Raw genomic sequence first — 17,927 nt, 5'->3', positions numbered from 1 at the left:
TACCAGTTGGTGTGACCTCTCATTTTAAGGGGCAATGCCGTTATGTTCACCACTATCAAGGTCCGTGGCTACCATCTGGATATTTACCAGCACGTGAATAATGCCCGCTATCTGGAGTTCCTGGAGGAGGCGCGATGGGAATGGTTAGAGCGGCTGCCGTCGTTCAACTGGATGCAGGAGAATCATCTGGCTTTTGTGGTGGTTAACATCAATATTAATTACCGTCGACCAGCGGTAATGGGGGATGTGCTGAATATTCACAGCACTCTGGTGCAGCTGGGCGGTAAAAGTGGCGTAATCGGTCAGACGGTGACGCTGGCTCCTCACGGAGAAGCCATTGCGGATGCCACCCTGACCTTTGTCTGTATCGATCTGCGCACGCAAAAGGCGCAGCCGATGGAGGGGGAGCTTAAAAGCCGGATGGAGGAGATGCTGTCAGCGTAGGCCGGTCTTGCGCTGCATTTCAGCCATCACGCGGGCAGTGTCAGCCTGATATTCACTAAGACCGTTGGCCCGAAGATGGCAGGCAGCGCACTCGCCACAGCCATCTCCTTTGATGCCGTTATAGCAGGTCAGCGTCTCATGGCGGACCAGCGGCAGCTGCTGCCAGTAGTCAGCCAGCGCCCAGGTTTCCGCTTTATTCAGCCACATCAGCGGCGTTTCGAAACGCACTTCCCGCGCCATGCCCAGCGCCACCGCATGATTTAACGCCTTAACAAATTCATCACGGCAGTCGGGGTAGCCAGAGAAATCGGTTTCGCACACGCCGGTGATCACCGCTTCCGCTTCAACCTGATAAGCATAAACGGCGGCCAGCGTCAGAAACAGAATGTTGCGGCCCGGCACAAAAGTGCTGGGCAGGCCGCTGGCTTGCGGATCGTACGCCGGAACCGGAATGTTCTCTCTGGTCAGACTGCTGACGGCCAGCTCATTGAGCATCGTCACGTCCAGTACTTTATGCGCACGTGCCCCGAGCGAAAGGGCGAGCTGTCGGGCAATATCGATTTCTGCACGATGGCGTTGACCATAATCGAAGGTGACGCAATGCACCTCATCATACTGTTGCAAAGCCTGGATCAGGCAGGTTGTTGAATCCTGTCCACCGCTGAAAACCACCACTGCACGTTTCATTTTTTCACCTTATTGATCTGTTACACCCTATGGTACTGCCTGCGGCGGCATAAGGGTAGTTCTGCTCAGGCAAGCGGAAGAGGAGGAGGGATCCACGCACGGGAAAAGTCGAACCATCCCCAGGCGTTCAGCGTGATCCCTTCCACATCGGGCGGTGCGCTCACCTGATAGCGATAGTTAAACAGGGGCGTAATAGCAGGCTGAGCCATAAGCTGATGAAACGTCTGCTGCAGCCCTGCCGAGCGTTCGCTTTCTTCGCTACAGCGCTGGATACGTTCCAGCTCATTCAGTAGCTGAGACCAGGCCTCTTTCCCTAACACCGTAGGCCATAACGGATCGAGCCTTATCCAGCTTTCCAGCGTGAACTCAGGCGCTTCGCCAATCAGGCGATCGCCCATAATGAGGTCAGCCTTATCAAGCTCCGTGTAACCCAGCCAGTTTTTAGTCGGATGAAAATGCAGCCTGACCTGGCACCCTTCTCCGGCCAGCACCTCCCGCAATTTCTCTGCCATGGCATGCAGTTCAACCGGCAGGTGATAGTGAAGATCCAACATGGCGGGTAAGGTGACATCCTTCCTCTCGTTAACCTCTGGCAGGGGCCATTCCGGCAGCATCCCCTGGCTTGGGGTAATCAGTCCTTCATCAAGGGGCAGCTCCTCAATCAGCTTTTTACGGCGGATCAACGCCACTATTTTTTCTGCCTGATGAGGGGAGAGGGTGCCATGCTTCAGGGCCAGATAACAAAACCCCAGGCTGATCCTGCGGCTTACCGGGCGCAGCAGGGCAAACTCATGCTGTTCGCCAATGGCTATCTGTACCGGATGACGGCAGCTGGTCCCCAGGGTTTTGTCAAAAAGCGGCGGAGTTATCCAGTACTCAATCATCTGCATCAACGGCTGCGCGCCATGATAACGCTCATGATTTTCCAGCCTGACCAGCTCTGCTGACCAGTGGCTCAGACGCCAGGGGCCGGTGCCAGAGTGGGGATCGTCCGGGTGCGTTAACAGAGAGGGAACGGTGGCGAGGCGCCAGGTCAGCCAGTAGTCAGGCTGATGCAGATCGATACGCAGGCAGAGAGCCTGTGGCAGCGAAACCGACTTCACGCTGGCCAGCAGGCGTTCGCCTGTCGGGCTTGCCACAATGCGCTGCAGACTTTTCATCAGCTGTAACGAGGAGACGCGCTCTCCGTCATGCCAGAAAAGCTGGGGACGCAGAAAGAAGAACCAGCTCAGGCCATCGGCGCTGTACTGCCAGTGATGAGCAAGGTCGGGTATGACCTGGTCATCTTTAAAGCGGGTGAGGCCGGAAAAAATCTGGCCTGCCAGATGCTGCTCCGCTCTGCCGGGCATTTCAAGCGGGTTAAGGCCCTCAAGCGGGCGATAATAAGGAATACGCAGCGTGGGGCGGTCATCCAGCCACTGTCCGCCCATATAGGGTCTTAGCAGATGATTAAGCTGCTCCGGCGCGAGCTGAACCAGTTCAAGCGCCTGGTGTGACAACCCCTGCTCCAGCTGCTGCTGAAGCAGCGCCGCCCTGAGCTGAGCGGGCGTCTGTAAGAAGAGCAGCTCTCCCCGTTTTCCCCGTCCCGACTCTGCCTGCCAGCTTAGCCATCCCAGCTGCTGCCACTGATTCATCAGCGTTCGTACATGGCGTTCACTGCAGATACAGCGCAAAGCGATTTCTGCCACGCAGGTTTGCTGCATCTCCCCCATGCTCGCCTGCCAGAGTCGTTGATACTGATTGAGTCGGTTAAGCTGGCGCATCTCTAAACCCGGAATAGTTTTGCAAAAGTATTCACTATTAGTTCCGTAAATACCAGGTGATACTCTGACCTGACGAAAAAACAGGCACGGGAGAGATCATGGCGCGTCTGGCGGCATTTGATATGGATGGTACCCTGCTGATGTCCAATCATCAGCTTGGTGAGAAAACGGTTACCGCCTTGCGTGCGCTAAACGAGAAGGGCGTACTGCTGACCTTTGCCACTGGTCGACACTGGCTGGAGATGCAGCCGCTGATTGCTGATTTCCAGCTGAGCGCCTGGCTTATCTCTGGTAACGGCACTCGCGTGCATGACCATCAGGGGAACTTGCTTGCGGCGAGCGATCTCTCTCCTCAGGTGGCTGAAGAGGTGATCCATACCCGCTGGAACACGACGGCAAGCCTGCACGTTTTTAACGATCAAGGCTGGCTGACGGAGCACGACGTGCCGCATATTCTGCAGGCGCATCAGATGAGTGGATTCCGCTATACGCTGACCGATCTCAAGCGTATTCCTGCCCATCAGGTGACCAAGATCTGTTTTATAGCTGAACACAACGAGCTGTGCCGGCTTCAGGGGCAGCTAAGGGATGCGCTGGGCGACCGCGCTCATCTCTGTTTTTCTGCCCGCGATTGTCTGGAAGTGCTGCCGCCGGGCTGTAACAAAGGCACGGCGCTTGATTCGTTAGCCACTTCACTGGGCTTTACCCTGGCGGAGTGCATGGCGTTTGGTGATGCGATGAATGACCGCGAAATGCTTGAAACCGTAGGGCGGGGTTTCATCATGGGAAATGCGATGAGTGAGCTGAAGTCGCTGTTGCCTCATTTACCTGTTATCGGACATTGCGAGACGCAGGGCGTTTCGCACTATCTGAATCACTGGCTTACCACCCCCCACCTCGTCTATTCCCCCGAATAATGAGGCCTTAGTGCCGGGCAGGAAGTCCGGCGTTTGAACAGTGACGCTTGTTGCACTCTGCCGGACAGGATAGTCCGGCATTTTATTCCAGCATCTGCTGCCAGGGTGTGATATCACCAATCTGTTCCGCGACCCATTCAGGATGGTAGTAACTCTCCAGATAGCGTTCTCCGCTGTCGCACAGTAACGTTACAATCGCGCCCGAACGTTTCTCTTCCGCCATTCTTCTGGCAACCTGCAAAGCCCCCCAGACGTTGGTTCCTGTTGATGCGCCAGGCTTACGGCCAAGCTGTTTTTCCAGCCAGAGCATAGTGGCGATGCTTGCTGCATCCGGCACCTGGATCATTTCATCAACCACATCGGCGATAAACGAGGGTTCTGGGCGGGAGCGCCCAATGCCCTCAATTTTCCCGCCACGCGTGTTGCGCAGCGACTTATCCCGCTGATGCCAGTAGTCATAAAATACGGAGTTTTCCGGATCGACCACCGTAAGCCTTGTGGCATAGCCCTGATAACGCAGATAGCGCCCGATAGTGGCTGATGTCCCGCCGGTTCCGGCACTCATGACGATGCTTTCAGGTACCGGGAACGGCTCATTTTTCATCTGCTGAAAAATACTGTCCGCAATATTATTATTGCCCCGCCAGTCCGTTGCCCGCTCAGCAAAAGTAAACTGATCCATAAAATGGCCGTTCAGCTCACGGGCGAGCCGCTCAGACTCAGCATACATCTGGCAGGGATCGTCCACAAAATGGCAACGTCCGCCATAGAGGGCGATCTGTTCGACTTTACGTTTTGCCGTGGTGGCAGGCATCACCGCTATAAAAGGCAGCCCCAGTAAACGGGCAAAATAGGCTTCTGAAACGGCAGTACTGCCGGAAGAAGCTTCAATAATTGGCGTCCCCTTTTTTATCCAGCCATTACATAACCCGTAGAGAAACAGCGATCGCGCCAGGCGATGCTTAAGACTGCCGCTGGGATGCGTGCTCTCATCTTTCAGGTAAAGCCAGATACCCGGATACGCTTTCAGCGGCAGGCGAATAAGATGCGTGTCTGCCGATCGCTGTATATCGGCGTTAATCTCTGAAATAGCGTGTGATACCCATGGATCTGACATGGTACTTTCCCCGAAACAATTTGGTTAAGAGTACGGCATTAATCGGAAAAAAGGCTTACTCTCTTTCCTGTAAAATGGCTGGATAAGAGAATAATTTTCTCCCGGAGGCGGTAATGACAGATAAAACAGACCTGAAACTGCTGGCATTGCTGCAGCAGGATTGCACCCTGTCACTTCAGGCGCTGGCAGATGCGGTACACCTGACCACCACCCCCTGCTGGAAACGGTTGAAAAGGCTGGAGGATGAGGGCTATATTCGCGCCCGTGTTGCGCTGCTGGACGCCGATAAACTTGATCTGTCACTCACGGCCTTTATGCTGATCAAAACTCAACAGCACAGCAGCAGCTGGTATCAGCAGTTCGTTGAGGTGGTGCAGGCAATGCCGGAAGTGATGGGCTGTTACCGCATGGCGGGAGAATATGATTATCTGCTGCGCCTTCAGGTCGCAGACATGAAAACTTATGATGCTTTCTATAAACGTTTAGTGAACGGAGTTCCAGGTTTACTGGATGTCACTTCGAGCTTTGCGATGGAAGAGATAAAGTACACCACTGCGCTGCCGTTGAAATGAGGTGGACGCCTGCTTTGACCTTGCTCAATCATAACCGGGACGTTTTCAGTGCGACTGTTTAGCCAATTAAGCTGGTATTTTATTCGCGAGTGGCGCCGCTACCTTGGGGCGGTTCTCCTGTTAATCGTCATCGCTGTTTTACAACTGGTGCCGCCAAAAGTGGTGGGTACGATCGTTGACGGCTTTTCCCGGCAGCAAATGAGCACCTCGCAGCTGATGATGTGGGTTGGCGTGATGCTGCTGACAGCAGTGGTGGTCTATCTGCTGCGTTACGTCTGGCGCGTACTGCTGTTCGGCGCCTCCTATCAGCTTGCGGTAGAGCTGCGGCAGGATTTCTATCGTCAGCTCAGCCGCCAGCACCCCGAATTTTACCTTCGTCACCGCACTGGCGACCTGATAGCGCGCGCGACCAACGATGTTGACCGCGTGGTTTTTGCCGCTGGAGAGGGCGTGCTGACGCTGGTGGATTCGCTGGTGATGGGGCTGGTTGTGCTGTTTGTTATGAGTACGCAGATCAGCTGGCAGTTAACCCTGCTGGCGCTGCTGCCGATGCCCATTATGGCGCTGGTTATCAAACGTTATGGCGACCAGCTGCACAGCCGCTTCAAGGTTGCCCAGGCGGCTTTCTCCTCTCTGAACGATCAGACTCAGGAGAGCCTGACCAGCATCCGCATGATTAAAGCCTTTGGTCTGGAAGATCATCAGTCGGGCCAGTTCGCCAGCATTGCCAAAGATACCGGCAAAAAAAATCTGCGGGTGGCCAGAGTGGATGCCCGTTTCGATCCCACTATCTATATCGCTATTGGCATGTCAAACCTGCTGGCGATTGGCGGCGGCAGCTGGCTGGTCTGGCACGATCAGATGACGCTGGGCCAGCTGACCAGCTTTGTAATGTACCTTGGCCTGATGATCTGGCCAATGCTGGCGTTGGCCTGGATGTTTAACATTGTCGAACGCGGCAGCGCAGCCTGGAGCCGGATCCGCTCTCTGCTCTCTGAAGCGCCTGCGGTAGAGGATGGCACCAAAGTGCTGCCTGAAGAGCGCGGGGCGATGCAGATCGCTATCCGGGAATTCTGTTATCCTGGCGCTCAGCATCCTTCCCTTCGCCACGTTAACGTCAGCCTGAAGCCGGGCCAGATGCTCGGCCTTTGCGGGCCAACAGGCTCCGGAAAGAGCACGCTGCTGAGCCTGATCCAGCGCCATTTCGATATTGATCAGGGGGATATTCGCTATCACAATATTCCGCTGACGCAGCTTCGCCTGGACAGCTGGCGCAGCCGGCTGGCGGTAGTGAGCCAGACACCTTTTCTCTTCTCCGATACGATTGCCAATAATATCGCGCTGGGGCGGCCCAGCGCTAAGCAGAGTGATATTGAAGAGGCGGCCAGGCTGGCAAACGTGCATGACGATATTCTCCGCCTGCCTGAAGGTTACGAAACGGAAGTGGGGGAGCGGGGCGTGATGCTCTCTGGCGGACAGAAGCAGCGTATCTCCATTGCGCGTGCGCTGTTGCTGGATGCCGAAATCCTGATTCTGGACGATGCGCTTTCCGCTGTAGACGGGCGGACAGAGCATCTGATCCTGCATAATCTCCGGCGCTGGGGGCAGGGAAGAACAGTAATCATAAGCGCGCACCGTTTATCTGCCCTGACGGAAGCCAGCGAAATCCTGGTGATGCAAAAAGGCGGTGTGGCACAGCGAGGGCAGCATGAGCAGCTGGCGGCTGCGCCAGGATGGTATCAGGATATGTACCGCTATCAGCAGCTTGAAGCGGCACTGGATGATGAAGAGAGCGAAAAGGGGGTCCCTCATGGCTAAAATGACCCAACTCTGGCCCACCCTTAAACGTCTTTTAAGCTATGGTTCCCCGTGGCGAAAATCCCTGGGCCTGGCCGTGCTGCTGCTGTGGATTGCGGCGGCGGCCGAGGTGCTTGGCCCGGTTCTGGTCAGCTACTTTATTGATAATATGGTGGCTAAACACCGCATGCCGCTGGGGCTGGCAGCAGGGCTGGCGGTCAGCTTCATTCTGTTGCAAATCCTGGCGGCTTCGCTGCACTACTGGCAGGCGTTACTGTTTAACCAGGCGGCGGTGGGCGTGGTTCAGCAGCTGCGAATGGACGTGATGGATGCCGCGCTGCGCCAGCCGTTAAGCGCTTTTGATACTCAGCCAGTAGGGCAGATTATCTCGCGCGTCACCAATGATACTGAAGTGGTCCGCGATCTTTATGTCACAGTGGTGGCGACAGTTTTACGCAGCGCAGCGTTGATTGGCGCGATGCTGGTGGCGATGTTCAGCCTTGACTGGCGTATGGCGCTGGTAGCGATTGCGATCTTCCCTGCGGTGGTGACGGTGATGCTGATCTATCAGCGTTACAGCACCCCCATTGTTCGTCGGATGCGCAGCTATCTAGCTGATATTAACAATGGCTTCAATGAAGTGATTAACGGCATGAGCGTGATCCAGCAGTTTCGCCAGCAGGCCCGCTTTGGTGAGCGGATGGGAGAGGCGAGCCGGTCACACTATCTGGCGAGAATGGAAACGCTGAAGCTGGATGGCTTTTTACTGCGTCCGCTTCTGAGTTTGTTCTCTGCCATGATCCTTTGCGGGCTGATGATGCTGTTTGGCTTCTCGGCTGAAGGCAGCATAAAGGTTGGTGTACTCTATGCCTTTATCAATTACCTGGGCCGCCTTAATGAACCGCTGATCGAACTCACCACGCAGCAGTCTATGCTGCAACAGGCGGTGGTTGCCGGGGAACGAATTTTTGAATTGATCGACGCGCCCCGTCAGCATTATGGTGCGGATACCCGGCCTCTCGCCTCGGGCGAGGTAGAGATCAAAGGGCTAACCTTTGCCTATCGTGACGAGCGCAATGTATTAAGTGATATCTCGCTCCATGTGCCCTCGCGTCATTTTGTTGCGCTGGTGGGGCACACGGGCAGCGGTAAAAGCACGCTGGCCAACCTGATGATGGGCTACTACCCGATACGTCACGGCGAGATCTCTCTGGATGGCAGACCCCTCAGCCAGCTCAGCCACAGTATGTTACGTCAGGGCGTGGCGATGGTTCAGCAGGACCCGGTGGTGCTGGCGGATACCTTTTTCGCCAATATCACTCTGGGCCGTGACATCAGCGAGGAGGCGGTGTGGCAGGCGCTGGAAACGGTGCAGCTCGCCGAACTCGCCCGCAGCCTTGCCAACGGCATCCATACCCGGCTGGGCGAGCAGGGGAATAATCTCTCCGTCGGCCAGAAGCAGCTGCTGGCGATGGCTCGGGTACTGGTGGCTGCGCCGCAGATCCTTATCCTGGATGAGGCGACGGCTAATATCGATTCTGGTACTGAACAGGCGATTCAAAAAGCGCTGAAAGCCGTGCGTAAACAGACCACGCTGGTAGTGATCGCCCACCGCCTTTCCACGATTGTTGAGGCTGATACCATTCTGGTTCTGCACCGTGGATGTGCTGTGGAACAGGGTAGCCACCAGGCGCTGCTGGAAAAACAGGGCCGCTACTGGCAGATGTACCAGTTACAGCAGGCTGGCGAAGAGCTGGAAGCGGGCGAAGAAGCGTAATTTCCTACCGCTTCGCTGCACCACAATCAGGCGAAAGATCCCCTCAAATCCGCCTTCTGCACAGAATTAAAGCGTAACGCACCATAATGGTGCGTTTTTTCTGCCCGGATTTCATTGTGGCCTGGCTGGTGTGAGGAGAATGCAGGTAAGAAACTCAGAGCCGGACTGACTAATCGTCTGAAAAATGCCATTTTATAATTTATGGCACAGCCTTTGCTTTAATCCCTCCGTGTCGGGCGCATCAACCATTTTCAATACCTGGAGGGGATCGTATGAAGCTGGTTACCGTGGTAATCAAACCGTTTAAGCTGGAAGACGTGCGTGAAGCATTGTCCTCTATCGGTATTCAAGGGCTTACCGTTACCGAAGTAAAAGGTTTTGGTCGCCAGAAGGGGCATGCAGAACTTTATCGCGGTGCTGAGTACAGCGTGAACTTCCTGCCAAAAGTAAAAATAGACGTTGCCATTGCAGATGACCAGCTTGATGAAGTGGTTGATGTCATCAGCAAGGCGGCCTACACCGGCAAAATTGGTGACGGTAAGATTTTTGTTGCGGAACTGCAGCGTGTCATCCGTATTCGCACTGGCGAAACGGACGAAGCTGCGCTGTAGGGGCTAAGAATAGTGATGGGATGGGATAAAATGAATAAAAAAATTGCTACATTCGGCCTCGCCAGCCTGGCATTATTACCCTCGCTTGCGATGGCTGCGGCACCCGCAGTGGCTGATAAAGCCGATAACGCCTTTATGATGATCTGCACCGCCCTGGTGCTGTTTATGACTTTACCAGGCATCGCCCTGTTTTACGGCGGTTTAATCCGCGCTAAAAACGTTCTCTCCATGATGACCCAGGTTGCCGTGACCTTCGCTATGGTCTGCGTTTTATGGATGGTTTATGGCTATTCGCTGGCTTTCAGTGAAGGTAACGCCTTCTTTGGCGGCTTCAGCATGGCTATGTTGAAAAACATTCAGCTGACGGCGCTGGTGGGTACCTTCTATCAATATATCCACGTCTCATTCCAGGCCTCATTCGCCTGTATCACCGTGGGGCTGATTGTAGGGGCTATCGCTGAACGCGTTCGCTTCTCCGCCGTGCTGATCTTTGTGGCTATCTGGCTGACCTTCTCTTATCTGCCTATCGCGCACATGGTCTGGTCAGGCGGTCTGCTGGCTCAGGACGGCGCGCTGGACTTCGCTGGCGGTACTGTTGTACATATCAATGCTGCTGTTGCGGGACTGGTGGGTGCTTACCTGGTAGGCAAACGCGCTGGCTTCGGTAAAGAAGCCTTCAAGCCCCATAACCTGCCAATGGTCTTTACCGGCACCGCCATCCTGTACGTGGGCTGGTTTGGCTTCAACGCTGGCTCTGCCAGTGCAGCCAACGAAATCGCTGGTCTGGCCTTTATTAACACCGTAATGGCTACCGCAGGCGCGATGCTGAGCTGGACCTTCGGTGAGTGGGCGCTGCGCGGCAAGCCTTCACTGCTGGGCGTCTGCTCTGGCGTGATTGCCGGTCTGGTCGCTATCACCCCAGCCTGTGGCTATGTCGGCGTGGGCGGTGCACTGATTATCGGTATCGTGGGTGGTCTGGCTGGTATCTGGGGTGTGACCACCCTGAAGAAATGGCTGCGTGTTGATGACCCTTGCGATGTGTTCGGCGTGCACGGCGTGTGCGGCATCGTTGGCTGTATTCTCACCGGCGTCTTCGCTTCCTCTTCACTGGGTGGCGTGGGGTACGCAGAGGGTGTGACGATGGGCCATCAGGTCTGGATCCAGCTGTTCAGCGTAGGCGTCACCATCGTCTGGACCGGCGTGGTTGCCTTTGTCGCCTTCAAAGTGGCAGATATGATTGTTGGTCTGCGTGTTCCGGAAGATCAGGAACGTGAAGGTCTGGACGTGAACAGCCACGGCGAGAATGCTTATAACCAGTAACAGACTGGCTGAAAGAAGATAAAGAAGAACGGCTCCCTCGGGAGCCGTTTTTTTATGGCTGTTTCGCTTCGCGGAGGCGCATCACTCCTTCCTGCACGGTAGAGGCAACCAGCGTGCCATCCTGCGTATAAAACTCCCCGCGAACAAACCCTCTGGCGCTGGAAGCAGAGGTACTCTCCACGCTGTAGAGCAGCCACTGATTCAGGTCGAAAGGGCGGTGGAACCACATTGAGTGGTCGATAGTGGCGACCTGCATACCAGGCTCCAGGAATCCTTTACCATGCGGCTGCAGCGCCACCGGCAGAAAATTGAAGTCTGAGGCATAGCCCAGCAGATATTGATGGATCCGCTTATCTGCCGGCATGGTGCCGTTGGCACGGATCCAGACATGCCGGGTCGGCTCATCCACATGACCCTTTAACGGGTTGTGAAACTTCACCGGGCGGATCTCAAAAGGCTTTTCAGAGAGGAACTTCTCGCGCGCTCTTTCTGGAATGAAGTGGGCTAACTGCCTGGCCATCTCGCTTTCGCTGGTCAGGTTATCTGGCCCGGATACTTCCGGCATCAATTTTTGATGCTCAAATCCGCTTTCCGGCGCCTGAAATGACGCGGTCATGTAAAAGATGGGATGTCCATTCTGCACTGCGCTGACCCTTCTGGCGCTGAAGCTTTGTCCGTCACGCAGCGTTTCCACATCATAGATAATCGCTTTCTGACTGTCGCCGGGACGTAAAAAATAGCTGTGAAAAGAGTGAATGATCCGGTCCGCTGGCACGGTCTGTTTTGCCGCACAGAGCGCCTGACCGACCACCTGACCACCAAACACCTGGCGCAATCCCAGGTCTTCGCTCTGGCCGCGGAACAGCCCCTCTTCCAGCTTTTCCAGATTCAACAGATTTAACAGGTTTTGCAAAGCCTGACTCATGGCGGCCATCCTCATTGATCGTCTTGCCTTCAGTGTGCGAGATCCGACCAGTTAAGGTCAACGGGTCAGCAAAAATTATCTTTGCTTAAAGGAGGATAAAAAGGGTGCCAGGCAAAGATCAGTAACTTGTGCCAGAATTAAAGGCAACAGGGCAGCAAACCGCTGCTCTTCAGGCTAACAGAAACATCAACCTCTACATTGATAGCAAGGAGATTAAATCAATGAAAGTCTGGCCAATGTTAACGGGTGCCGCGCTGGCGGTTGCACTCTCAGGATGTGCTGATAAAGGGAGGGACGTACCTACGGCCACGCTGGCTTCTCAGGTAGCGGGTGAGCAGGCCACGCTACGGCAGCCTAACGTGAGTGGTACTGTTTATATCCGCCAGCGCGTGGCGCTGCCACCGGATGCGGTCCTGACCGTCACGCTCTCTGATGCTTCTATAGCCGATCAGCCTTCAAAAGTTCTGTCACAACGTGCAGTCAGGACGGATGGCAAGCAGGCGCCTTTCAAGTTTATTCTGCCGTTCAACCCGGCTGATATTCAGCCAAACGCGCGCATTCTGCTGAGCGCGGCGATTACGGTGGACGGTAAAATGATGTTTATTACCGATAACGTCAAACCGGTGATTAATAACGGCGGTAATAAGCAGGAGTTGTTACTGGTTCCGGTCCCTTCGAGGGCTATGCCGACGCAAAGCGGGGCGGTGACCACCGTACCTTCAACTTCGCCAACGCAGATTACCCCTTCCTCATCGGTACCTGCGCCAAGCTCAATGTAAGCTTTTCCGCCCCTGCGGGGGCGGTTATCCTTCCCAGCGATAGCGGCTGAGCGCCACTTTCCCTTCCGCGCTGACATCAATGCCTTCCTGAAGCAGAGCATGACGCTGCCGATCCAGATTGTCACCCGTTAAAGAGATTTTGCCCAACCTGTTGATAACCCGATGCCAGGGAAGTTTACTGCCTTCTGGCAGGCGTTTGAGTACGCCGCCTACCTGTCGGGCCGCTCGTGGAGATCCCGCCAGACGGGCGATATCGCCGTATGTGGTGACTTTACCGGCGGGGATAGCGGCAAGAATTTGGTAGATGCGCTGCTGAAAAGTATCGAAGTGATCCATAAATTCTCCCTGATTCGATCTCAACAATAATCGAAACGACAGAACATCTGAAGCGATTTCATAAAGTTACCAGACTCTGCTTATACCGCGATGCATCGGCTTTGAAAACAAGCAGATAGCAGAGAGAAGGGATTTGCACAAGAAAGCAACGGTCATCCGACACAGGCTTGCAATTGCCTGAGCCTTCATTGATAATGCCCTCGCTCCATCTGATGGAGCACTCAATGGGGGCCCGGTTGGTTCTCCCGCAATGCTAACTTGTGAACTCGGTCAGATCCGGAAGGAAGCAGCCGCAGCAGGTGACGCGTGTGCCGGGATGTAGCTGGCAGGGCCCCCACCCAATTCTGCTTTACCTGCCAGCCTTATCTTTCTTATCAAACAAACCTTAGCGAACGAATTTCCAGACGGATACCGGTATTTTATCGTAAAGCTTATTCATCGTCAGTTCAGCCAGACGGTGATCCGCCGCAGAATAAAATACGGCCAGTTCATTATCGGATAATTCGTATTTGTTTTTTTCGATCACCCGCTCAAGCGTGTCAATAGAACGACACCGTCTTAAACGCATCAGATAATCAGTTTTAGTAAGGAGTTTATCTGTCATTGTTAAACCGTAGAAAAAATAAAGGGTTGCTAAAATGAATGGCTCGTCTGTATCGGCACGAGAGCGCATTCCTCTGCGAAAATGTTGAACAAGCGTTTCGCTGATTTTTGCCAGCGCTGCAAATCCTGAACATTAATGCCGTAATTACTGAACAGCATAAATGTATCATCGAGATATTCATCTATCTGACTAATCAAGTCACTATCTTCGATATGTTTGATTTTGTAATTCATGGTAAAGGCAGCAATATGCTCAATCAAATCGTTGAGCTGTAAATTGACTGCAGATGTAGGATCGTTAACCCAGCCATGATGACTGTCACCTAACGTTGCCAGGCTTTCATCATACAAATTTTCACACACGAATTTCAGCTGGGCGATATCATGCCTTTTTGGTGAGTATTCGTCCATCTTTTTCCCCTCCATAGCGAGTGAAAGATGCCGTTAGCGCGGGCTTTCAGCGTGTAGTATGCCAGGAAGCGATAATTAACCTTAACCTAAAAATATTAAAAAATATAACGTCATCGGTTTTATTTGGATGGTATTACGCACTATTACAATTCATCCGCTGACGTTGACTGCTCGGTTTGAATGAAATCAAAAATCAGTTGTCCCGGCTGGTACTCGAAATTCACGGTTTCAGTGGTGGTCTCATCTTCATCAATATCAAGACAGCCATTAAAAACGTTCCAGCGGAAGCTGTATCTCATCTTATAACGCGATTCCCCTGAATGTTCTATAGAAATAATTTTCATGCTGTCGGGAACATATTGCGCATTTTGTGAATACCACAACAACGAACCGGTCAGCGACGCTTCTATTTTGGGAATAATCCGCTGAATGTTTTCCGAAAGGAGATTCAGATCCGGTTCTTTAACAGTGTCAGGAATGGGAATAGATTTGCGCATTTTTTCCCCATAGAGTTAATTAACGCTTATAGAGATAATTGGTCGGCTTGACGAATTAATCAAGTCGGTTCGGAACAATTCTGACTATCTTAATGATTTGATTCTTATTTATCTTAGTAGATAATGCGCTTTTTCGCGACTTCCCATTGGGGGAAGTTGAAAAAAGTTTATATAACCTCAGAAATTTAAACGTTATTAGTAAGTAATAATTAGATACACTTTCTTTAGTGCTCTCACACGCAGTCAACGTATGATAATTGTTATGTTATAACATAATAATGGTCCCGTTTATGTCTTTTCCTCACTCTCTGCTTTATACCGGCACGTTGTTTACCCACTCTGCGCTGGTGCGCCTGGCCCTCTCTTCATTGATCATTATGCTGCTGACGGGTCTGACCTGGTGGGCAATCGCCTGATGATTACTTTAAATCAGCTCAGAGCAGGCTATCAGGGCAGAGCAGTAACGCCTCTGTTAGAAGGAGAATTCCAGAGAGGATCCCTGACCGCCCTGATTGGCGCCAACGGTTCCGGGAAGTCCACCTTGTTGAAAACAATGGCTGGTTTACTGCCTCCTGTTAGCGGGTCAGTCATTTTTCCCCGCACACAAGCCTCTCTCGGCTGGCTGCCTCAGCAGGCAGAAATCGAGAAGACTTTTCCCATTACCGTTTTTGATTTGGTGGCGATGGGATGCTGGCGGCAATGTGGCTGGTTTGGCTCGGTAAACAGAGAGCTTCGCCAGCGTGTTATGGATGCGCTGAGTAAAGTTGGCATGCTGGATTTTGCCGCTGCATTACCGGGCACTTTATCGGGTGGAGAGCTGCAACGGGTGCTGTTTGCACGTTTGCTGATACAAAACGCCGGGTTGTTACTGCTCGACGAACCGTTTGCTGCCATCGACAGCGAGACCAGTGAACTGTTGATGAAGCTGTTGCAGGAGCGCCATCAGGCAGGCTGTACCGTTATCGTCGTGCTGCATGATATGGCCACCGTGGAAAAATTTTTCCCGCAGACGCTCCGTCTCAGTAACAGCCATGCGGAATGGTCCGGTAGTAGCACACCGGTAACGCGGCCGCGCAGCCAGGGAGCATCCTGATGCTGGCGCTGCTTCATCCCTTTATTGAATTCGGCTTTATGCGTCGGGCGCTGGTCGCCTGCATCGCTCTTTCACTCAGCGCGACACCGTTAGGCGTATTTCTGCTGCTGCGCAGAATGAGCCTGGTAGGGGATGCGCTCTCTCATGCTGTATTGCCCGGGGCCGCCATTGGTTATCTGATTTCTGGCCTGTCGCTGGTGGCGATGGGAACCGGGGGGATTATTGCCGGCCTCTCCGTGGCGCTGTTGTCTGGTGCGGTCAGCCGGTATACGCCCTTAAAGGAAGATGCCAGCTTTGCTGGTTTCTATCTTGGCTCGCTGGCGCTAGGGGTCACGCTTGTCTCTCTACGCGGCTCCAGTATTGACCTGCTGCACGTGCTGTTTGGCTCACTTCTGGCTGTAGACAATCCTTCCATTCTGCTGGTCAGCACCATTTCCGCTGTATCAATGGCGGTGCTGGCCCTGATTTATCGTCCTCTGGTGATTGATGCCTTTGATGCTGGTTTTTTACGCGCGCAGAACCGCTGGGTCGCTCCGTTAGTGCACGGCATCTTTCTGATTCTGGTGGTCACTAATCTGGTTGCGGGTTTCCAGGTGCTGGGAACGTTAATGTGCGTTGGGCTGATGATGCTGCCAGCCGCTGCCGCTCGCTTCTGGGGTCGGGAACTCCCGGCCATGATTGCCGCCGCGATGATTCTGGCGCTACTGGCAAGCTTTAGCGGACTGATTGCTTCCTTTTATCTCTCACTGCCTGCCGGCCCGGCGGTGGTGTTAAGCGCCGCAATTCTGTTTTTTATCTCGATTTTAGCGGGGCCATGCGGCGGGATCCTTCGTCCGCGCCCCTTTTCAGCTGGTAAGGAGAAAGTATGAAGAAGTTACCTGTAGCACTGGCCTTGGCGGGAATGATGCTCACCCCAATGGCGATGGCAAAAACGGTGAATAGCGTTGCCAGCTTTTCCGTGCTGGCGGACATTGTAAAAGAAGTGGGCGGCGAACACGTTAAGGTGAAAAGTCTGGTAGGGCCGGACGGTGACCCGCACAGCTTTGAACCCACGCCGCAGGACAGCCAGGCGCTGGCGCAGACTGAAGTGGTGTTTGTCAGTGGACTCGGGCTGGAAGGGTGGATGGATCGCCTTATCACCGCCTCCGGCTATAAGGGCAAAACGGTCGTCGCTTCCCAGGGGATTGCAACTCGCGCCATGGAAGAGGAGGGAAAAACCATTACCGATCCACACGCATGGAACAGCATGAAAAATGGCGTGGTTTATGCCAGCAATGTCATGAATGCCCTGATTGCCGCCGATCCTGAAGATGCAGACTATTTCCGTCAGCGTGGCTCGGCCTACATCAGTCAGCTCAATAAGCTGGATAGCTGGGCAGCGGAGCGCTTTGCGGCGATTCCTCGGGCGAAGCGCAAAGTGCTTACCAGCCACGATGCTTTTGGCTATTTTGGCCAGCGTTACGGCGTGAGCTTTATGTCACCGGTAGGGTTTTCTACCGAATCTGAAGCCAGCGCTGCTGATGTCGCCGGGCTGATCACACAGCTTAAAACCGAGCATATCCATAGCTACTTCATTGAAAACCAGACCGATCCGCACCTGGTTAAGCAGATCGCTTCTGCCTCAGGCGCCAAACCGGGTGGCGAGCTCTTTCCTGAAGCCCTGACTAAAAAAGGTGGCGAGGCGGATACTTACGTGGCGGCGTTTAAGCACAACGTTAATGCGATGATTGGCAGCATGAAATAATCAACATGGCAAAAAAAAACGGGCCGCATAACGCGGCCCGGTTTTGGTAGTGAAGAAGAAGCTAACGTTTTTTCTTCCCGCCCTGAACCGCTTTAAAGCGTGGATTGCTTTTGCAAATCACAAAAACACGACCGTGACGGCGCACGACTTTGCAATCTTTATGGCGTCTTTTGGCCGAAGCCAGCGAGCTTAATACCTGCATGGCGAGACCTTATTTTGCGGAAGTAAAGAAACGACCGAAGCGCTGATTAAAGCGATGCGCGCTACCTTCTTTAGCAAACTCTTTCTGCTTGCCAGTGTAGTAAGCATGTGACGCTGAAGAGACGTCCAGCGGCACATAGGGCAGCACCTTGCCGTCAAGCTCTGTAGTGCGGTCCGTTTTGATAGTTGAACCCACAGTGAAGTAAGTGTCTGCACTGGTATCGTGAAAGGCGACGGTGCGGTAAGCAGGATGGATACCCTTTTTCATAAATCCTCGCTGAATTGGTTATGTTATAACATAACAATAAGTATGCGCCTGCTGGTGCAGGAATG

At 53.6% G+C, this 17,927-nt stretch carries 22 protein-coding genes and 1 other RNA gene; 13 read left to right on the top strand and 10 right to left on the bottom strand.

The genetic code is table 11. The features are described from left to right. Positions 1-42: 42 nt before the first annotated feature. Entirely contained in the window at positions 43-444 is a 402-nt protein-coding gene (locus Q3V30_RS16235; protein WP_306207421.1) for an acyl-CoA thioesterase, read from the top strand. Here Q3V30_RS16235 and queC read toward each other — a convergent pair. Together queC and Q3V30_RS16225 are read right to left on the bottom strand one after the other, a co-directional pair. Further along, positions 436-1,131, bottom strand: coding sequence for a 7-cyano-7-deazaguanine synthase QueC (gene queC, locus Q3V30_RS16230; RefSeq protein ID WP_306207419.1), 696 nt, complete (start codon positions 1,129-1,131; stop codon positions 436-438). The two genes, Q3V30_RS16235 and queC, sit on opposite strands and share 9 nt — an antisense overlap. 65 nt (positions 1,132-1,196) lie before the next feature. Further along, a complete protein-coding gene (locus Q3V30_RS16225) occupies positions 1,197-2,894 on the bottom strand; it encodes an SgrR family transcriptional regulator (protein ID WP_306207417.1) in 1,698 nt (565 codons plus the stop codon). Positions 2,895-2,992: 98 nt separating this feature from the next. On the opposite strand from Q3V30_RS16225, the gene cof reads away from it, so the two are divergent. Beyond that, positions 2,993-3,811: an HMP-PP phosphatase gene (gene cof, locus Q3V30_RS16220; protein ID WP_306207415.1), complete on the top strand. Its 819-nt coding sequence runs from the start codon at positions 2,993-2,995 to the stop codon at positions 3,809-3,811. Positions 3,812-3,893: 82 nt separating this feature from the next. Here cof and Q3V30_RS16215 read toward each other — a convergent pair whose 3' ends face one another. Beyond that, positions 3,894-4,928 carry a PLP-dependent cysteine synthase family protein gene (locus tag Q3V30_RS16215; RefSeq protein WP_306207413.1) on the bottom strand — a complete coding sequence of 345 codons (1,035 nt, stop codon included), beginning with the start codon at positions 4,926-4,928 and terminating at the stop codon, positions 3,894-3,896. 113 nt (positions 4,929-5,041) lie between these two features. Here Q3V30_RS16215 and Q3V30_RS16210 point away from each other — a divergent pair, with 113 nt between their 5' ends. The 5 genes from Q3V30_RS16210 (at position 5,042) to amtB (ending at position 11,005) form a co-directional block, all read left to right on the top strand. After that, positions 5,042-5,500, top strand: coding sequence for an Lrp/AsnC family transcriptional regulator (locus tag Q3V30_RS16210; protein ID WP_306207411.1), 459 nt, complete (start codon positions 5,042-5,044; stop codon positions 5,498-5,500). 48 nt (positions 5,501-5,548) lie between these two features. Next, entirely contained in the window at positions 5,549-7,318 is a 1,770-nt protein-coding gene (locus tag Q3V30_RS16205; RefSeq protein ID WP_306207410.1) for a SmdA family multidrug ABC transporter permease/ATP-binding protein, read from the top strand. Then, positions 7,311-9,074 carry a SmdB family multidrug efflux ABC transporter permease/ATP-binding protein gene (locus Q3V30_RS16200; protein WP_306207408.1) on the top strand — a complete coding sequence of 588 codons (1,764 nt, stop codon included), beginning with the start codon at positions 7,311-7,313 and terminating at the stop codon, positions 9,072-9,074. The genes Q3V30_RS16205 and Q3V30_RS16200 overlap by 8 nt, the downstream gene beginning before the upstream one ends. 272 nt (positions 9,075-9,346) lie before the next feature. Continuing rightward, positions 9,347-9,685: a P-II family nitrogen regulator gene (gene glnK / locus Q3V30_RS16195; protein WP_038627577.1), complete on the top strand. Its 339-nt coding sequence runs from the start codon at positions 9,347-9,349 to the stop codon at positions 9,683-9,685. A gap of 15 nt (positions 9,686-9,700) precedes the next feature. Then, entirely contained in the window at positions 9,701-11,005 is a 1,305-nt protein-coding gene (gene amtB / locus Q3V30_RS16190) for an ammonium transporter AmtB (RefSeq protein ID WP_428979214.1), read from the top strand. A 52-nt stretch (positions 11,006-11,057) separates the two neighbouring features. On the opposite strand, the gene tesB is transcribed toward amtB, so the two are convergent. Further along, positions 11,058-11,930, bottom strand: a complete 873-nt coding sequence (gene tesB / locus Q3V30_RS16185; RefSeq protein ID WP_306207401.1) for an acyl-CoA thioesterase II — start codon at positions 11,928-11,930, stop codon at positions 11,058-11,060. Positions 11,931-12,151: 221 nt separating this feature from the next. On the opposite strand from tesB, the gene Q3V30_RS16180 reads away from it, so the two are divergent. Continuing rightward, positions 12,152-12,709, top strand: coding sequence for a YbaY family lipoprotein (locus tag Q3V30_RS16180; protein WP_306207399.1), 558 nt, complete (start codon positions 12,152-12,154; stop codon positions 12,707-12,709). Positions 12,710-12,733: 24 nt separating this feature from the next. On the opposite strand, the gene Q3V30_RS16175 is transcribed toward Q3V30_RS16180, so the two are convergent. Further along, positions 12,734-13,045, bottom strand: coding sequence for an MGMT family protein (locus Q3V30_RS16175; protein WP_306207397.1), 312 nt, complete (start codon positions 13,043-13,045; stop codon positions 12,734-12,736). A gap of 234 nt (positions 13,046-13,279) precedes the next feature. On the opposite strand from Q3V30_RS16175, the gene ffs reads away from it, so the two are divergent. Next, positions 13,280-13,376: signal recognition particle sRNA small type (ffs, locus tag Q3V30_RS16170), an RNA gene on the top strand. A gap of 54 nt (positions 13,377-13,430) precedes the next feature. Here ffs and Q3V30_RS16165 read toward each other — a convergent pair. The 3 genes from Q3V30_RS16165 to Q3V30_RS16155 all read right to left on the bottom strand — a co-directional run bounded on the left by Q3V30_RS16165 (position 13,431) and on the right by Q3V30_RS16155 (position 14,556). After that, positions 13,431-13,649, bottom strand: coding sequence for an HHA domain-containing protein (locus tag Q3V30_RS16165; protein ID WP_034889649.1), 219 nt, complete (start codon positions 13,647-13,649; stop codon positions 13,431-13,433). 29 nt (positions 13,650-13,678) lie between these two features. Continuing rightward, positions 13,679-14,059 carry an Hha toxicity modulator TomB gene (gene tomB, locus Q3V30_RS16160; protein WP_306207395.1) on the bottom strand — a complete coding sequence of 127 codons (381 nt, stop codon included), beginning with the start codon at positions 14,057-14,059 and terminating at the stop codon, positions 13,679-13,681. 143 nt (positions 14,060-14,202) lie between these two features. Next, on the bottom strand, positions 14,203-14,556 hold the full coding sequence (locus Q3V30_RS16155; RefSeq protein ID WP_306207393.1) for a hypothetical protein: 354 nt from the start codon (positions 14,554-14,556) through the stop codon (positions 14,203-14,205). 290 nt (positions 14,557-14,846) lie between these two features. On the opposite strand from Q3V30_RS16155, the gene Q3V30_RS16150 reads away from it, so the two are divergent. Genes Q3V30_RS16150 through Q3V30_RS16135 form a run of 4 tightly spaced genes read left to right on the top strand, consistent with a single transcriptional unit; the run spans position 14,847 to position 17,393 of the window. Continuing rightward, positions 14,847-14,972 (top strand): hypothetical protein, encoded by a 126-nt coding sequence (locus Q3V30_RS16150; RefSeq protein WP_306207391.1) that lies wholly within the window; start codon positions 14,847-14,849, stop codon positions 14,970-14,972. Next, a complete protein-coding gene (locus tag Q3V30_RS16145; RefSeq protein WP_306207389.1) occupies positions 14,972-15,649 on the top strand; it encodes a metal ABC transporter ATP-binding protein in 678 nt (225 codons plus the stop codon). Before Q3V30_RS16150 ends, Q3V30_RS16145 begins: the two co-directional genes overlap by 1 nt. Positions 15,650-15,651: 2 nt before the next feature. After that, positions 15,652-16,518 (top strand): metal ABC transporter permease, encoded by an 867-nt coding sequence (locus Q3V30_RS16140; protein ID WP_306213228.1) that lies wholly within the window; start codon positions 15,652-15,654, stop codon positions 16,516-16,518. After that, positions 16,515-17,393: a metal ABC transporter substrate-binding protein gene (locus Q3V30_RS16135; protein ID WP_306207387.1), complete on the top strand. Its 879-nt coding sequence runs from the start codon at positions 16,515-16,517 to the stop codon at positions 17,391-17,393. Before Q3V30_RS16140 ends, Q3V30_RS16135 begins: the two co-directional genes overlap by 4 nt. A 61-nt stretch (positions 17,394-17,454) precedes the next feature. On the opposite strand, the gene ykgO is transcribed toward Q3V30_RS16135, so the two are convergent. Beyond that, positions 17,455-17,595 (bottom strand): type B 50S ribosomal protein L36, encoded by a 141-nt coding sequence (gene ykgO, locus Q3V30_RS16130; protein WP_306207385.1) that lies wholly within the window; start codon positions 17,593-17,595, stop codon positions 17,455-17,457. A 9-nt stretch (positions 17,596-17,604) separates the two neighbouring features. Continuing rightward, positions 17,605-17,862, bottom strand: a complete 258-nt coding sequence (locus Q3V30_RS16125; RefSeq protein WP_306207383.1) for a type B 50S ribosomal protein L31 — start codon at positions 17,860-17,862, stop codon at positions 17,605-17,607. Between the last annotated feature and the right edge of the window lie 65 nt (positions 17,863-17,927).

This window comes from Erwinia pyri, assembly GCF_030758455.1.
GTDB lineage: Bacteria > Pseudomonadota > Gammaproteobacteria > Enterobacterales > Enterobacteriaceae > Erwinia > Erwinia pyri.
This window is presented reverse-complemented; position numbering and strand designations above follow the sequence as displayed.

Bases quoted from the DNA above. Each gene is read 5' to 3' on its own strand.
- Q3V30_RS16235 (WP_306207421.1), top strand. From the start codon at position 43: ATGTTCACCACTATCAAGGTCCGTGGCTACCATCTGGATATTTACCAG.
- queC (WP_306207419.1), bottom strand. From the start codon at position 1,131: ATGAAACGTGCAGTGGTGGTTTTCAGCGGTGGACAGGATTCAACAACC.
- Q3V30_RS16225 (WP_306207417.1), bottom strand. From the start codon at position 2,894: ATGCGCCAGCTTAACCGACTCAATCAGTATCAACGACTCTGGCAGGCG.
- cof (WP_306207415.1), top strand. From the start codon at position 2,993: ATGGCGCGTCTGGCGGCATTTGATATGGATGGTACCCTGCTGATGTCC.
- Q3V30_RS16215 (WP_306207413.1), bottom strand. From the start codon at position 4,928: ATGTCAGATCCATGGGTATCACACGCTATTTCAGAGATTAACGCCGAT.
- Q3V30_RS16210 (WP_306207411.1), top strand. From the start codon at position 5,042: ATGACAGATAAAACAGACCTGAAACTGCTGGCATTGCTGCAGCAGGAT.
- Q3V30_RS16200 (WP_306207408.1), top strand. From the start codon at position 7,311: ATGGCTAAAATGACCCAACTCTGGCCCACCCTTAAACGTCTTTTAAGC.
- glnK (WP_038627577.1), top strand. From the start codon at position 9,347: ATGAAGCTGGTTACCGTGGTAATCAAACCGTTTAAGCTGGAAGACGTG.
- amtB (WP_428979214.1), top strand. From the start codon at position 9,701: ATGGGATGGGATAAAATGAATAAAAAAATTGCTACATTCGGCCTCGCC.
- tesB (WP_306207401.1), bottom strand. From the start codon at position 11,930: ATGAGTCAGGCTTTGCAAAACCTGTTAAATCTGTTGAATCTGGAAAAG.
- Q3V30_RS16180 (WP_306207399.1), top strand. From the start codon at position 12,152: ATGAAAGTCTGGCCAATGTTAACGGGTGCCGCGCTGGCGGTTGCACTC.
- Q3V30_RS16175 (WP_306207397.1), bottom strand. From the start codon at position 13,045: ATGGATCACTTCGATACTTTTCAGCAGCGCATCTACCAAATTCTTGCC.
- Q3V30_RS16165 (WP_034889649.1), bottom strand. From the start codon at position 13,649: ATGACAGATAAACTCCTTACTAAAACTGATTATCTGATGCGTTTAAGA.
- tomB (WP_306207395.1), bottom strand. From the start codon at position 14,059: ATGGACGAATACTCACCAAAAAGGCATGATATCGCCCAGCTGAAATTC.
- Q3V30_RS16155 (WP_306207393.1), bottom strand. From the start codon at position 14,556: ATGCGCAAATCTATTCCCATTCCTGACACTGTTAAAGAACCGGATCTG.
- Q3V30_RS16150 (WP_306207391.1), top strand. From the start codon at position 14,847: ATGTCTTTTCCTCACTCTCTGCTTTATACCGGCACGTTGTTTACCCAC.
- Q3V30_RS16145 (WP_306207389.1), top strand. From the start codon at position 14,972: ATGATTACTTTAAATCAGCTCAGAGCAGGCTATCAGGGCAGAGCAGTA.
- Q3V30_RS16135 (WP_306207387.1), top strand. From the start codon at position 16,515: ATGAAGAAGTTACCTGTAGCACTGGCCTTGGCGGGAATGATGCTCACC.
- ykgO (WP_306207385.1), bottom strand. From the start codon at position 17,595: ATGCAGGTATTAAGCTCGCTGGCTTCGGCCAAAAGACGCCATAAAGAT.
- Q3V30_RS16125 (WP_306207383.1), bottom strand. From the start codon at position 17,862: ATGAAAAAGGGTATCCATCCTGCTTACCGCACCGTCGCCTTTCACGAT.